General features: G+C 43.2%; 13 protein-coding genes and 2 pseudogenes. 3 read left to right on the forward strand and 12 right to left on the reverse strand.

Annotated features, from left to right (window positions below):
* Window positions 1-261: 261 nt before the first annotated feature.
* On the forward strand, window positions 262-534 hold the full coding sequence (locus HCR01_RS35130) for a hypothetical protein (protein ID WP_226889991.1): 273 nt from the start codon (window positions 262-264) through the stop codon (window positions 532-534).
* Between the two features lie 258 nt (window positions 535-792).
* Here HCR01_RS35130 and HCR01_RS35135 read toward each other — a convergent pair whose 3' ends face one another.
* From HCR01_RS35135 to HCR01_RS35155, 6 genes are all read right to left on the reverse strand, one after another.
* Complete coding sequence (locus HCR01_RS35135; RefSeq protein WP_226889992.1) at window positions 793-1,692, reverse strand: hypothetical protein; 900 nt, start codon at window positions 1,690-1,692, stop codon at window positions 793-795.
* A gap of 65 nt (window positions 1,693-1,757) precedes the next feature.
* Window positions 1,758-2,045: a hypothetical protein gene (locus tag HCR01_RS39550; RefSeq protein ID WP_226889993.1), complete on the reverse strand. Its 288-nt coding sequence runs from the start codon at window positions 2,043-2,045 to the stop codon at window positions 1,758-1,760.
* Window positions 2,046-2,405: 360 nt separating this feature from the next.
* Window positions 2,406-2,954, reverse strand: a complete 549-nt coding sequence (locus tag HCR01_RS35140; protein ID WP_193200544.1) for a hypothetical protein — start codon at window positions 2,952-2,954, stop codon at window positions 2,406-2,408.
* 484 nt (window positions 2,955-3,438) lie between these two features.
* Window positions 3,439-4,677: a chloride channel protein gene (locus HCR01_RS35145; protein ID WP_193200545.1), complete on the reverse strand. Its 1,239-nt coding sequence runs from the start codon at window positions 4,675-4,677 to the stop codon at window positions 3,439-3,441.
* Window positions 4,678-4,680: 3 nt separating this feature from the next.
* On the reverse strand, window positions 4,681-4,854 hold the full coding sequence (locus tag HCR01_RS35150) for a hypothetical protein (RefSeq protein ID WP_193200546.1): 174 nt from the start codon (window positions 4,852-4,854) through the stop codon (window positions 4,681-4,683).
* Window positions 4,855-4,955: 101 nt separating this feature from the next.
* Complete coding sequence (locus HCR01_RS35155) at window positions 4,956-5,789, reverse strand: DUF4336 domain-containing protein (protein WP_226889994.1); 834 nt, start codon at window positions 5,787-5,789, stop codon at window positions 4,956-4,958.
* A 478-nt stretch (window positions 5,790-6,267) separates the two neighbouring features.
* On the opposite strand from HCR01_RS35155, the gene HCR01_RS35160 reads away from it, so the two are divergent.
* The gene (locus tag HCR01_RS35160) at window positions 6,268-7,266 is read left to right on the forward strand and encodes a WD40/YVTN/BNR-like repeat-containing protein (RefSeq protein WP_193200547.1); all 999 of its coding nucleotides are present in this window, start codon (window positions 6,268-6,270) and stop codon (window positions 7,264-7,266) included.
* A gap of 65 nt (window positions 7,267-7,331) precedes the next feature.
* Here HCR01_RS35160 and HCR01_RS35165 read toward each other — a convergent pair whose 3' ends face one another.
* The 5 genes and pseudogenes from HCR01_RS35165 to HCR01_RS35185 all read right to left on the reverse strand — a co-directional run bounded on the left by HCR01_RS35165 (window position 7,332) and on the right by HCR01_RS35185 (window position 11,911).
* The gene (locus HCR01_RS35165) at window positions 7,332-7,847 is read right to left on the reverse strand and encodes a hypothetical protein (RefSeq protein WP_193200548.1); all 516 of its coding nucleotides are present in this window, start codon (window positions 7,845-7,847) and stop codon (window positions 7,332-7,334) included.
* Window positions 7,848-7,923: 76 nt separating this feature from the next.
* A complete protein-coding gene (locus HCR01_RS35170) occupies window positions 7,924-8,508 on the reverse strand; it encodes a DUF1772 domain-containing protein (RefSeq protein ID WP_320073250.1) in 585 nt (194 codons plus the stop codon).
* On the reverse strand, window positions 8,505-9,533 hold the full coding sequence (locus HCR01_RS35175; RefSeq protein ID WP_320073251.1) for a site-2 protease family protein: 1,029 nt from the start codon (window positions 9,531-9,533) through the stop codon (window positions 8,505-8,507). The genes HCR01_RS35170 and HCR01_RS35175 overlap by 4 nt, the downstream gene beginning before the upstream one ends.
* 244 nt (window positions 9,534-9,777) lie before the next feature.
* Window positions 9,778-10,938, reverse strand: a pseudogene (locus HCR01_RS35180) (HhoA/HhoB/HtrA family serine endopeptidase).
* A gap of 313 nt (window positions 10,939-11,251) precedes the next feature.
* On the reverse strand, window positions 11,252-11,911 hold the full coding sequence (locus tag HCR01_RS35185; RefSeq protein WP_320073252.1) for a YIP1 family protein: 660 nt from the start codon (window positions 11,909-11,911) through the stop codon (window positions 11,252-11,254).
* Between the two features lie 111 nt (window positions 11,912-12,022).
* Between HCR01_RS35185 and HCR01_RS35190 the strand changes: the two genes are divergently transcribed.
* Window positions 12,023-13,054, forward strand: a complete 1,032-nt coding sequence (locus HCR01_RS35190) for a hypothetical protein (protein WP_193200549.1) — start codon at window positions 12,023-12,025, stop codon at window positions 13,052-13,054.
* A gap of 251 nt (window positions 13,055-13,305) precedes the next feature.
* Here the strand turns inward: HCR01_RS35190 and HCR01_RS35195 are convergent.
* Window positions 13,306-13,512 (reverse strand): annotated as a pseudogene (locus HCR01_RS35195) (hypothetical protein); the annotation flags it as partial.
* Between the last annotated feature and the right edge of the window lie 87 nt (window positions 13,513-13,599).

Raw genomic sequence — 13,599 nt, forward strand, 5'->3', positions numbered from 1 at the left:
TATTCAGCACACAGTTCGTTACACCGAACTTGCATCTACTAAATTTCAGGGTCTTTGGGATGATTAATGCTCATCTACCCCAAAATTTTTCGCTCTCACTACTCGAAGTCAACAAACGTACTTGGCTACAACGCGAACGTCTATTAGCAAAACAATTAGAAGTCATCTAATTCTACAGGAAATCTCGCTCGTTAGAGTGGGATTTATTTTTTTACTAATACTAACGCAGCTAAGAGTGAAAAACTCATCTAGGAGACAACTATGGCTGCTAATAAATCCACTAAAGCTCAAGTTATTACAATCGATGATTTGACAATGGAACAATTCAGAGTTGAGTCATTCGATGTGCGTAAATACAACATAATTTTCTATTCAATTCGTGACCTTTACGGACGCGAATCACAACGGCTAGGATCTGACAGTTTCGATTGGAAGGCTTTTAAGACTCAGTTTGAAATCTGTTTTGGTCGTCCTGAAGATTGTCATTACACTACAGAACAATTGCTGAATTTCGCACAAAACAAATTCACATGAGTTTAGAAGACTTGTTGGCTTATAACCGTAAATCATGGGAACTTCGCAAGAAACGAGAACAACAATATGCATAAATGGAGCAAATTAATCCTGTGGTTAAAGACTCTCCATAAATCGCCAATTTTTCTGTAGATTACTCCCAAGTGCTAGACCAACAGCCATTCTAAAATCTAAAAGATTCAGTTAGAAAGTAATGTTTTATGCAGTACCTCGTTCTAACTGATTCTTTTTTACTACACTAATTTTTCCCTGAATCAATCAAACATTCTCGTTCACAGCAATAAAAGTAGTAGGTCGTTCACAAAGCGTAAAGTTATATTTACGTTTAACTTCTTCACATGCATTATTTGTACTATCTTCAACAGATTTAGTTAGCGGTACAACCTCAGAACGGGTATTACCAGTCAATTTATCAAACTGAATAATCATATGCTGGTGGAGCGCCCAGACATGGGCCATTCGATTGCCAATACCAGAAGATATCTCATCAGGTATAAAAATATCACCATGCCAGCATACCTTCATCCCTTCTTTCTGGAAATAAGCGTCTATTTCTGGGCGAATATAATCCGCAGTCCCTCCAAAAAACACTAGTTCTTCAATATCCTCATCTATCTTCGAGCGCAACCACCTAATGATCGTGCGCCAATATTCATCTCTGGCAAGCAATAAAGCCTTAGACATTAACTCACCATCAAGTTGAATTTCATTGTGTTTGCGCTTGCGCGAGAGTTTCTGTATCACTTGAGGGTTACAAATAACTCCAGCTTCTATTAGTACTTCGATAATGTTGGGATTATCAGGGCTTAATCCTGATGTTTTGGAAGTGAAATTATTCACTAGCCAAGACATACCAAAATTGCTGGTTATTCCCGCACCGCTTGAACCACTCCGAACTGTAAAAACACTTGCGTTACGATAACCAAGCATTACGTACATGGAAGCAGGCATATTCTCACCAAGCGTCCGCCTACGGTGGAAAAATACCCCGCTCCCTTCAGAAGAAATATTACAATGAAGCATTTTCACCCGCATTTTACCTGCTGGTGTATCAAACCCCCGAAACGTATCTTTCAAGCGAAGTTGTAGCTGTTCCTTGTCTTGTACTTCTCCTGGTGGTAGCAAGATACTCAAGTAAGCAGCAACATCGTTACCCAAATTCAGCTTCTCCTTGGCAAGCCAGATTGCACCGCATACCTTGGGAATTGCTAGTTCGTATTTATTTAAGTTCTCTTAGTTGTGATATACCCCCGAAGCGACGACGGGCAAGTTCTCTCTCCCAAAGTGCAATACTCATCACCTATTCCTACCCAAGCACGAGAAGAAAGTAGTCCTTCTTCTTGAACACTCTCAACCGAAGCCTTAGCAATATCAGCCACTTCTGAGTCTAAAAGCAATACTACAGGCTTTCCTTGTGGATACTCTTGGGCAATAACCTTAGTTTTACTTACACCCATATCAATCGTCATTACTATCTTTTTTTCGTCTGCTTTCTCCTTAGTTTTAGGCATATCTTTATTTTTTATTAACTTTTACTATTATTTCCAATTTAACCTTTGCAAGTATTAACTCGGTATAGTAAAAGACTTTATTTACAGCATCATTACGCTATTTTATAAAAACGTTTACAAAGATTACCAAGTCTAGCTCTATCTTTGGCTCGTAAATAACTACTATCAGTTGGTAAGCCGAAAAAGAAGAAATCATATTCTGCATTGTTGAAGTAACCTCACTAAGAAACTCGGATACAGAACAAACCCTACTTGAAAGTGAGTTTTATTCTTTTTCGAGTGCGTTCACAGAAGGCGATGGCTACGCCAACGCCCTTGACAGATCATGAAGAGACATCAGGCAGCGACTCCGCAGAAATATTACCTTAGCTGAAATCCCGCATCTCCTTCTATTGCGTCTGCTGGGATCACATCCTCCTCATCATCTAACCAACTATCATCATCCAAATTCTTCGCTTCCTCCGGGACAACCATTATCGGTGGTTTATTCAAGACAGTTGATTCAACTTGACTTGATTCAATACTCGCCTCATTAGAACTAAAAAAAGAAACATTAGGAGGAACTAAATTAATAGCAATAGGGCTTACTCCCATTCCATTACTCGCAATCGTCGGTTGTACAAGTACTACCTGAGCAAGTCCCTCCATTCCAAATGACCATTTTAGCTTAACTATTTCAGCTTCCATATCCGCGATCGCATCCAATACGGACTGACGAAGTTCCTCCCCCCTCACACCAATTTTACGTAAGTAATACGGTTTATATCGCGGCATAATAGCTAAGAGTGCCAAGTCACTCCCTCCCTGTTCAGTCTCTTTGATATACTCCAGCACCTTCCCCTCAAGTGATGACTTTTTTCTAATCACCGTGAGCATCACCGATTCAGCTAAATCTTTCTTTCTTGGCATAAATCTTGATAGAAAACGAGGTATTTTCAGTAATACAAGTGTAATTTTTTGTATTACCATAGCTTACTGGTTGGAGTTATGCCATACTCTATCCCTATCCAACTTCTACTCAGTTATTACTCCACTCTCTAAAAATCAGACAATTAAAATTAAATTTATATTTTAATTCAGTCTCTTAATTGAAATATCCTTTAACAAGGGAAGAGCAAGATAAGAGTTTACCGACACTATACTCCGGGTATTTTCTTACCGAGGATACTGCATTAGAACTTGAGGTAAACGGGACTAGACAACATCTGCAACCCGCTCTGTACAGGATTTACAGTTGGTTACACTCCTGTTCTAACAGTATTGTCCGTTTGGCGCAATTCTATCAGTAAATAAGGTATGGTTAGTAGGGTTATACGTTGAGCAGAAAATTTATACACATAAAGTAGTAGAGAAGGAGTAAAACCAAAGTATTTAGTTGTTGTATTCATTAATTTTAAATTTCTATTTCAGACTGCTGAGTTTTCTCAAGCTTGAGTTGTGAGGCAATGAAGGGAAGGCGAGGTGCTAAAAAAAAGCCCACCAAGCTTGCAAATAAAAGTGGTGTTAAGGGGCTAAAACCAGTTAGCTTTGCTAGTAGGATGGCAGTGCTAATGGGAGTTCGCGTCACAGCCGCATTGAGAGCAGCCATAATGCAAATCATCGCCAGAACAGAATCTAGTGCTGGAGCAACAGCGGTAAGGGCTTTACCCACACAGGCTCCAGTGAAAAATAAAGGAATGATAATTCCACCCCGCCAACCTCCTGTCACTGTAATACTAATAGCGAGCATCTTAGCTACTGCCAATCCTAGAAGCATTGGCGTGCTAAAACTTCCCTGAATGACTACATCAATTTGATGTTCACCAAAGTAGCGGCTAAGAGGAAACAAAACCGCCAAGATACCAAGCCCTAATCCTGCTAGAGTTGTCTGCAAGTAGATAGGAAACCTTAGAGATTCAAGAGTGCGCTCCAAAGCCCGAAAAATCAGAATAAATAGCCAACCAATGGCTGCTCCCACCACTCCATACGCGATCGCCATTGCAAAATCACTGATATCTTCTGCTTGGTAGTGTGGGAAGTGCCAAACAGGACCAATTCCCAAACGGGTGATAGCCACAAAGATAGTGTAGCCCGCACAGCTAGATACTATTGCGGGCAAGAGAGCTTCATAATATTGCACAATATGCTGATGATGCAAAATTTCTAGGGCAAACATTGCCCCTCCTAGTGGCGCACCAAAAAGGACTGTGAAACCTGATGCCATCCCTGCAATGCTGAAGCTTCTCAAAGCCTCTCCCTGCAAGCGCAAGCGATCGGCTAGCCACGTACCAATTGACCCTGTGACCTGAACCATCGGAGCTTCTGGTCCTGCGCTCCCTCCACTAGAGATGCTCAACAGGGAAGCAAGGATCATCGAGGGGTTCTCACGCATCGCCAACCGCCCCCCTCGCAGATGGATATTATCAATAATTAGACCAATTTCTCCTGGGTTTCCTAGCAGATGAATGACTAAACCAACCAAGAAACCTGCAAAAGGCATCACTAACAGCAGGGAGAGTCCACTAAACCTCTCGAAGCTTTGAGTCATCCACACTAGTACTATCCAGTAAACTGAAGCAAACAGACCGCAAACAATTCCAAGTGCTGCCCATAGCAGCACCCAACGCGAAAGGGTGAAGGGGTTTCGTTTCATTGCCTATTCTTCATGAATAATTAGCACTCCAATAACACTAATCAGCAGAAGTCCGCCCAGAAAATAAACTACAGTCATAATCGGGCCAAAGAACCAGTAAGAGGTAAATAACCAGCAGAATAAGCAGGTTGCAAGGAAAATAACTACTATTAGCTCTATAACTTTTAGAAAATCCATATCTTGCAAGTCAACTTAACAATTTATTAGTGTTTGTCATCTTTTCGCCGATTTAATTATTTAATTACCGAATTATTGGAAAATAGATACCTATCAAATATTTAGGTTGATACATAAAAGTGGAAAAGTCGAGGAGAAATAGGTATTTTGCTGCCAAAAATCAAATGAGCAATTTCATCCAAACTCTCCAAGCCAACGAAAAGCACGACGCAACTCAGCAGCATCGTTAGACGCATACCAGCGACCATGTGACAGAATAATTCTTTTAGGTTCCCATTGCAGCATCTGTCAACATATTGACGCGCTCGATCCTTGTGTCCCCAGAATGTTAATCGCAAGTCAAGCGGAGCTTTACCATCTGGATCGGCACTGCCAGCCAGCTTTATTAACCACCGAAAGTTCTTACTGACTTTGTTCAACTCAAAGTTCTCGATCAGGTCAGCCAGAATCAGGGTCGCACTTTTACGGTGAAAAAAGACCACTTCATCCATGAATCGACTACCGCGAAAAATTAACTGGTCAATTTCATTTGCCCACTGTGAGGGTGGTGCATCTGCAAGATTGGCGTTGAAATTGACTTGAATCTTCTGTTGGGCAGCCCGTTCTCGTACTCCTGGTGATGCCCAGGCGATCGCTTCTGGATACGCTTTCGCCCAAGTGCTAATGTGAGCATAATGAATCTTATTTGGTGAGATGAGATGGCGGACTGAGCCGAGGGTATCAATCTCTGTTTTCAGTGCTTGGGTCAGTTCGATTGGTGAATGACACCATAATTCACCGTTGTGCAATCGCACAATCGTCATACGAGTCGAGAAAGGAATAGCCGTTCCATACATTGCCATTCGCACAACTGATCCATCAACAATCCAAACATTTTCATCAACGGGTTTAAGAGAGTTAATTGGCTGATATAGCTCGATAGAGTCGTGACTCATAGAAACAGCCTTGGAGCTCACTGTCTTAATCTTGTCTTATCTTTCTTGCTGATGAGAAATCAATATTTTCAGTTATGGCTACTCAATTGATCGATCTAACAATCTAGCTTAGTGCTGAAACTGTTGAGCATCTCGTCAACTCCTTGATTTGCGATGGCAAGTACAACACTAACACTCGTTGGCTTCTTGTGCGCTTTAGGATATTAACCTTCAAAGTTGATTACATCGCTCCAGAATTTGATGTCAGCAATTAGGCTGGTATTTCTCCACTACCATTGGAAGTAGATGTTGTCAGGATTTGGAGTGATCTAGAGAAATTCATTCCGTATTAATGAGCTAAGGCAGCTTATCCTCATGCTTATGACTGAGTTCTCAATTGAACGAGTTCAGTACGCTAGATCTAGAGCCAGTGCTGCGGAACCGATCTACGTTTGTCAGGATAATCCACGGTAGCAGCAGTGAATAAGGAGGTCAAGTCATGAATAATATTGCACAGCAAATCGGGGAACCGATCGCGCATCAGCAAACAGATACAGATGCCAATATTCAGCAGGCAATGCATAAACCCTTGGCGATCGCCGGAACATCTGAGGGTTTGCTGTTTCTCGATTCCGAGCAGCGCATTGAACTAGAAGGTTATTCCATCACAGCTCTTGCCTCAAGTTCTGATGGACTGTGGGCGATCGCCGATCGCAACTCAGTATGGCATCGTCACCCTAACGGCGAATGGCATCAAGTCGCTGAGGTAAATGATTTGCAACTCAACTGTATCTTGCCGATCAAGAGTACGGTTTTGGTGGGAACGTCTGGAGCCTGTCTCATCCGCATTACCGACAGCAGCACGCATCGCATCAATTGTTTTGAGTCAGTTGAAGGACGCTCCCAGTGGTATACCCCGTGGGGTGACCCGCCCGATGTGCGATCAATGGCAGTAGGTCAATCGGGGGAACTTTACGTAAATGTGCATGTCGGCGGCATTTTGCGCTCGCTAGACCAAGGACAGTCCTGGCAACCTACCATTGACTTTCATGCAGATGTCCATGAGGTACGGACTGTTGCCGAGCATCGGGATCTCGTACTGGCAGCTACAGCTCAAGGGTTGGCGATCAGTAGAGATAAAGGGAATTCTTGGAGCTTTGATCGTGTGAACTTACACGCTGACTACTCACGAGCAGTGGCAGTGTGTAAAGAGACAATCTTAATGACCGCTTCTACAGGCCCCCATACAAACAAAGCAGCAATCTACTGCCGTCTACTCAACCAGCCGGGGACGTTTGAGAAATGCGATCGAGGGCTGCCAGAGTGGTTCAGAGACAATATCAACACAGGAACCCTTGACACTTTAGGAAATCTCGCTGCGTTTGGGACTAGTGATGGTCAAATTTTCCTCTCAAACGATGCTGGCTTGACATGGCAGCAGATTGCCACAGGTTTGTCTGCGATCCGCTGTTTGAACTTGACTTACTCCCCTGATTGAAATCTAGGGGATTCTCAAAAGGATGTTACGAGGCAATGGGTTTGCAAATAGGCTTGCGGCTCGTGTTAGACAGTATGCGAATTGCTAAACAAAGCATCGCGATCCCTTTCGATCTGCTTGGCTGCTTGCAGGTTCAACTGCCATATTCCGATGAAGAGAACTATCTGCATGAATAACAGCATGATGATACTAATAGGAGATGTGTCGTAAATGCTCAGAAAAAAGAAAAAAATTCCCAAGAATAAAGGCAAAAGATACCATAGCCAAGCGAGTCTGAGCATACGAGCCTGATTGGTCAGATGATGCTTCCACTTGCTTGGAAACTGAGTTGGGGGGAATGCAGAAAGCTCCGATTTTGGGATACGCAGCTTCCACCAGATGATGGTAATGTTCAGCAACAGCGCGAAGATCACTACTGTGCTACCAATGATTGAGAGATTGTCTTCTCTGTGCTGAGAAATCCCGTAAGCAATATCAAAAGCAAAAATAACAATCAGAGCGCAGGCAATCACCGTCTCCCGCATATTGCGGCGTTGAGTACGCTTTACAAGTTCGCTAACTCTCTGTTCTATTGATTTCATATAAGATCCTGATGAAAAATGTTGCCGCACTCAGACTTAACCAGGTTTTCGAGTTTGATTTAATACTTGTCATCACTTACCGCCTGGTTCGACCTTCAAGAATTGCATAAGGTTGCTCAACGCGATCGCGGGAACGTGCTGTCGGAGTTTCCCTAAGTACAGAAATCACAAGCGCACTCAACCCTATGAAATGAAGGACGAAACGTGTCGCGTGCGCGTACTCCCACTGATTACGCACCCGCGTCCAATTCTCTGGCAGCAACCCCACTGTCCACTGGCTGAACTCGGCATTCATGGGTGCGACAAACACCAACCAAACCACGAGCGCTAACGCTAGAAAAACCGTTCCAGTCAGTGTCCATTGCAAGGTTAGATGGCGCTGACGAACAAGGAACGCCAGCACGACTGCTGCAAAGATTGAGCCGAGTTCAAGGATTCCACCAACTGTTCCGAAAGACTGATACAAGCTTTGATTGATTGTTGTCCAGAGCGCCCCATCGTAACTCATCTTAGCTGGCAACTCCAATGTGTGGCAGAACGACATCCCCGTACTGAGTGCTGCAAGGATAATCGTCATGAAGCGCCAAGTTCTCAAAAACATGGTCATTTCTCCCTGAATAAAAGTATGGTTACTATGACATCCTCTGACCGAGACACTCACCCCATCTGCTCTCCCAAGTCTCGCCTGCGCCGCAACCAATTAGCTACGTCGTTAGCAGTAGCAATACCTTCTAACTTGCCGTTGCGAGCTACTAGCACTCGTCGCGCTCCTGATTCTGCCATTTTTTGCAACACCTGAGTCATATTCTCTTCTGGGCGGACGAGGACACCTTGCTCTACTGGGATCATGGTGTCCCCAACGGTGCGACGCTCCCATTCCTCACGCGGAATTTCTTTGACGCGATTGAGAGTGATGATTCCTAAAGGCTGCCCATTGTGGGTGACTGGGTAAGCCTGGTAACGTTGCTGGAGAAAGTATTCATCGACTAATTCCCGTAGAGTTATATTGGGTATCACAGTTTCGGGCGATCGCGTCATTAATTCGCCTACTCGCACTCCCTGTAAACTAGTCCGCAGTACTAACTGTTGGTAGCTGTTATCTGCGGCATTGTTTAAAAACCAGCCAATTAAGATTAACCATAAACCGTTGAGAATCAGACCGCCAAACAGTTGCACGACTCCTAGAGTAATAATCAGGTAGCTAAGGAATTTTCCACCCCATGAAGCAATGCGCGTAGCTTTTTTCAAGTTACCCGTAATCTTCCAAACAATGGCACGGAATAAGCGACCGCCATCCAAGGGAAAGCCAGGTAGCAAATTGAAGATCGCGAGGATTAAATTAATCAAAGCGAGATATCCACTCACGCCATTAATAGCAACACTCCAACCCGCACTGCTGCCTATCCAGTAAAGTAAACCAAATAATGCGGCAAGTACTACACTAGTCAACGGCCCTACACCAGCAATTTGAAACTCATCACCCGGATTCTCAGCATCCATGCAGATACGAGATACCCCACCAAACGCAAATAGTGTAATCCCCTCTACTGGGATGCCTTTGGCTCTTGCTACGAAAGAGTGGGAAAGCTCGTGCGCCAATAGCGAAGCAAAAAACAGTAGCGTTGCGATCGCTCCCATAATGATATACGTAGCTTGGGAGAGTCCTGGATAGTTGCCTGGAAACACTCTGCTGATAAAAGTCCACAAGATTAAGAAGAAAAGAATGAACCAGGATAAAATGAAAATTAAATAAACTCAAACCCTTTTCCATCCTGTCTCCTGCCTCCTGGTAATTGGAATATTACCTAATAGCTCTAATCGCTTGCAGTGGTAATATAAAAGATTATCCGAAGTTGATATAATAAGCCCTCAATTCTTGATTAGTAGCTCCAACACATGGCAGAATGGTGCCCCATATTGAGTGCAGCAATTAAGTAGCTTCTTTTACGGGTAACTGTTTCGGCACAACAGCAAGTGTTTGTGTGCGTCCATTCCTAATAACAGTGATTTGTAAGTTACTGCCGAGATCAGTGGCTTCCACTTGCTGTTGTACTTGCTTGCTGTCTTGAATAGCAATGCCATTAACACTTGCAATAATGTCACCCGGACGCAAACCAGCACGAGTAGCGGGAGAGTTGGGCGCGACTCTGAGAACAACAACACCAGTATCCCGGTTCACCTAAATATTCAGGTTACTTTGATTTATTTTCTGTCGCAACTGGGGACTCAAATCTGCCATGTAAATGCCGATGTAAAGATGCTCCACTCGTCCTGTCGCTATCAATTCGCTTGCAATGCGCTGCGCTGTATTAATAGGAATGGCAAAGCCTATCCCTTCTGCCCCCTGAATAATAGCGGTGTTGATGCCAATAACTTCTCCTTGGGCATTAAGCAAAGGGCCGCCAGAGTTGCCGGGATTGATTGCTGTATCGGTTTGGATGAAATCAACTCGCTCTGCCGGAACGCCAATATCTGCACTATCACGCCCAGTAGCACTAATAATACCCTGAGCAACAGTGTAATTAAGTCCTAACGGGTTGCCGATCGCGATCGCTGCTTGTCCCGGTTGTAAATTATCTGAATTGCCTAACTTCACCGTTGGTAGTCCAGTGGCATTAATTTTCACAACTGCTACATCAGTTACAGGGTCAGTTCCGATCACCTTACCTTGAAAACGGCGACCATCCTTTAAAACAACCGAAACATTATCTGCATCCTCGACTACGTGGGCATTAGTTAATATTTGTCCATCCGCACTGATAATAAACCCCGAACCTGTACCGCGTTGCACCCGTTCTCTAGTAGGCAACTGGTCGCCGAAAAAACGTTGAAAAAAAGGATCTTGAAAAGGGGATATCTCTACAGTCCGAGTCGAGTCAATCCGCACAACTGCTGGCCCTACTTGTTGGACAACTTTTGCCACATAGTTGGGGTTAGCAGTTGCAGGTAGTGGAGATGTAGAGTTGTTCTCAAGAGGAATAGATCGCTCTTGGGCATTACTACGCTCTCCAAGGCTGCTGCTGCATCCAGCACTGCTACCAATTACTAATAGAGTCAGATAAAGGACAGGTTGCTTAAAAAGTCGTTTCATGATTCCTGATTTCAAAAGCACAAACATTACTGTTTGTAAGAGTGACAACTTCTGACGATCTAAGTTATTAAACTCACAAGCAATCATGTAAAATTGTTTACCTGCGAATCTCTAATGTCCTAGAGTCATATGAATCGTTTTACTTCTAAGTTAAAACTAAAAAGTGGAAAAATCGTGGAGGAATTATCAGTAAGTTTTAAGTTGTGATATTCAAAATATATTTTGCGTGAATTACAGATACTTAAATACAGCTTTTCACTATCAATAGATATAACAATCAAAAAATTAAGAGTGAGAATATGATGTATAATGATTAAAGCAATCGCAAAAACTCAGAAAATAGAAAAATATTAGGGTTAGGTACTGGTTGCTCTGCTATTTTTAAATTTGCCAATTTCACTAATTCTTGCTCCAAAACTTGGACAAAACCAATCACAATCTGAACCAAGGGCCAACCTATTAAACAAGTAAACGCGGCTTGACGAGTGCTAATATCTAATCCTTGACGGGCTGCTACAATTACCGCCAGCAAACTCCATACCGCCAAGATCAATTCTATGGGTCGTCCGAGTAAAGGAATTAGAGTTAAAAAGTTGAGTACTTGCGGCGCATAAGCAAAACCAATGGGACTGAGCAAATCTCTGTAATTAGGGTCTATTGGCTTTAACCACTGTCCGATTTTCCAAATCGAGAACGTCCACAAATAATAACCTGCCACGACACTGAGCGCATCAATCAAAAGCGCTACTAGCAGTACAGGAGGTGTAGCACGATTAATTAACAAAATAACAACACTTCCCAAAGCGTGAGAAAAGGCTGCCAAAATTACAATAGCTAGGGCTAATCGACGAGTTTTTAGTGTGTTATGAGTATTTTTGTAGAGGCTGGCATTAAGCGTCAGGGCGTTCTTAAGTGTTATCCAGACTCCCTGTTTTAATTTGTTGTTATTAGTGCGAATTTGCTTATCGCTCACGATGGATGAAAATAAGAGCAAGAATTTAGTTATATGAAACACACTACAGTTGACTTTTTAATCCTTCTTTAAGAATAGTTTGGTAATTGAAAATACACTTAACAGGCTGCAATGCTTAAATTCGTTGAGCGGATATTAGTATGGCTGCGAGGTGAAACCTTAAAGCTGGTATTATTGGCAGGAGTATTACTTCTTGTTTGGGGAACGTTGTCACCCGTAGGAACATTAGTGTGGTGGCTAAGTCAAAGCGCCGAAACTTTAGGATTGAGTAAGAACCAAAACCGAAAGTTACTATCTGTGGCAAACTCCAAACCCTACAGTGTAGGACATCGCTCTACTGGGGTTGTCAAATCTACAAAAATTTACTGCTACATTATTTACCTACTAGGAGTGGGAGATTTTTCTGCCAACCAGCTGACTTCCGGCGAGGAATTTTTTCTCCAACGCTTAGTAGAACTTCATCCCAACTGTGTAGTAGTTGACGATGTCTTCCCCTATTCTGTGCAGAGCAAAAGTTTGGCAGGGCAAGGGTTGTTGGCTCCTCTGTGGCGTGCTGCCAAGAATGCAGACGGTTGGCTTTCCCATGCAGACATCTTGATTAAAATTCGTAATCTTTGGCGGTTTGCTATTTCTGCGGATGAGCGCTATGGTTCTATTTATAATCAGGGTATTGCTGATGCGAGCGTTGATCGCATGAATGCTGCACACTCCATCCCACAATCCCACAAGCAACCCCTCAAGTTAATTCTTATTGGCACTAGTGGCGGAGTACAGGTTGCCCTTGGTGCTGCTTCCTACTTGGATAAATGGCTAAACGCCCAACTTGTGGTAGTTTCTGTTGGGGGTAGCTTCGATGGCAACACCGGCTTTGAGGCAGTTGACCAGATGTACCATCTCCAAGGCCGTCGAGATTGGGTTGAGGACATTAGCCGCTTCTTGTTTGCCTCACGCTGGTCTTTGACGGTTGGCTCTCCCTTTAATCAAGCTCGTCGTCAAGGGCGTTACACTGTTCAAGTTAGCGGTGACCACACTCACGATGGAGCAGAAGGCTATTTTGGTCAAGCATTTGTAGGAACGAGCAAAACTACCTACGTTCAGTTAACGCTACAGAAAGTTAATCAATTGCCTATTTGGTCTGATTGATAAAGGTGAGTCAGTTGTTTGCAGACTCTATTTCAACTCGTTTGAGTTGAAAACACATATCAAACTGTTATCTAAACTTCTGCAATCTAAGTTAACATTGCTAGATTCTTCAGAGTTTTGTCTAGTTGCTTTAAATGCTTTTAAGATGAATCCACCTAAGATATAACAGGCGAATAGCACAACAATTATCATGAAAATCTTAATGACGATGTTGCTGGGACGAGCTCTCATAATTCTTAACTAATTGTCGCTCACTTTGTTGGTAGAGTTGCTTCCATTGCTCTGGTTTGTGTCAGCGCTGGCAGCACCTTTTCACCAAATACTTCAATAAACTGCTGCTGTTGCCGATTAACATTGTGCAGAATGAGTTCGTCAAACCCCAATTCCATATCTTTCAGCAACCACTCAATGTGTTGCTGAGGATCTGCTGAAATGCGGACGTGTTCGTCAATACCTTCGCCAAAACAAGAGTATGAAGAGAGAGGGCGCTCTGTAGTAGAGTTGTTGTCTTCCCAAACGACAACTCAAAAACTACAATTCGCCCA

The organism is Nostoc sp. MG11 (assembly GCF_014904695.1).
Classification (GTDB): domain Bacteria; phylum Cyanobacteriota; class Cyanobacteriia; order Cyanobacteriales; family Nostocaceae; genus Komarekiella.

Excerpts from the sequence above, each read along its gene's own strand:
- HCR01_RS35140 (WP_193200544.1), bottom strand. The coding sequence starts at position 2,954 with ATGCCAAGAAAGAAAGATTTAGCTGAATCGGTGATGCTCACGGTGATT.
- HCR01_RS35165 (WP_193200548.1), bottom strand. The coding sequence starts at position 7,847 with ATGAAATCAATAGAACAGAGAGTTAGCGAACTTGTAAAGCGTACTCAA.
- HCR01_RS35160 (WP_193200547.1), top strand. The coding sequence starts at position 6,268 with ATGAATAATATTGCACAGCAAATCGGGGAACCGATCGCGCATCAGCAA.
- HCR01_RS35145 (WP_193200545.1), bottom strand. The coding sequence starts at position 4,677 with ATGAAACGAAACCCCTTCACCCTTTCGCGTTGGGTGCTGCTATGGGCA.
- HCR01_RS35150 (WP_193200546.1), bottom strand. The coding sequence starts at position 4,854 with ATGGATTTTCTAAAAGTTATAGAGCTAATAGTAGTTATTTTCCTTGCA.
- HCR01_RS39550 (WP_226889993.1), bottom strand. The coding sequence starts at position 2,045 with ATGCCTAAAACTAAGGAGAAAGCAGACGAAAAAAAGATAGTAATGACG.
- HCR01_RS35155 (WP_226889994.1), bottom strand. The coding sequence starts at position 5,789 with ATGAGTCACGACTCTATCGAGCTATATCAGCCAATTAACTCTCTTAAA.
- HCR01_RS35130 (WP_226889991.1), top strand. The coding sequence starts at position 262 with ATGGCTGCTAATAAATCCACTAAAGCTCAAGTTATTACAATCGATGAT.
- HCR01_RS35190 (WP_193200549.1), top strand. The coding sequence starts at position 12,023 with ATGCTTAAATTCGTTGAGCGGATATTAGTATGGCTGCGAGGTGAAACC.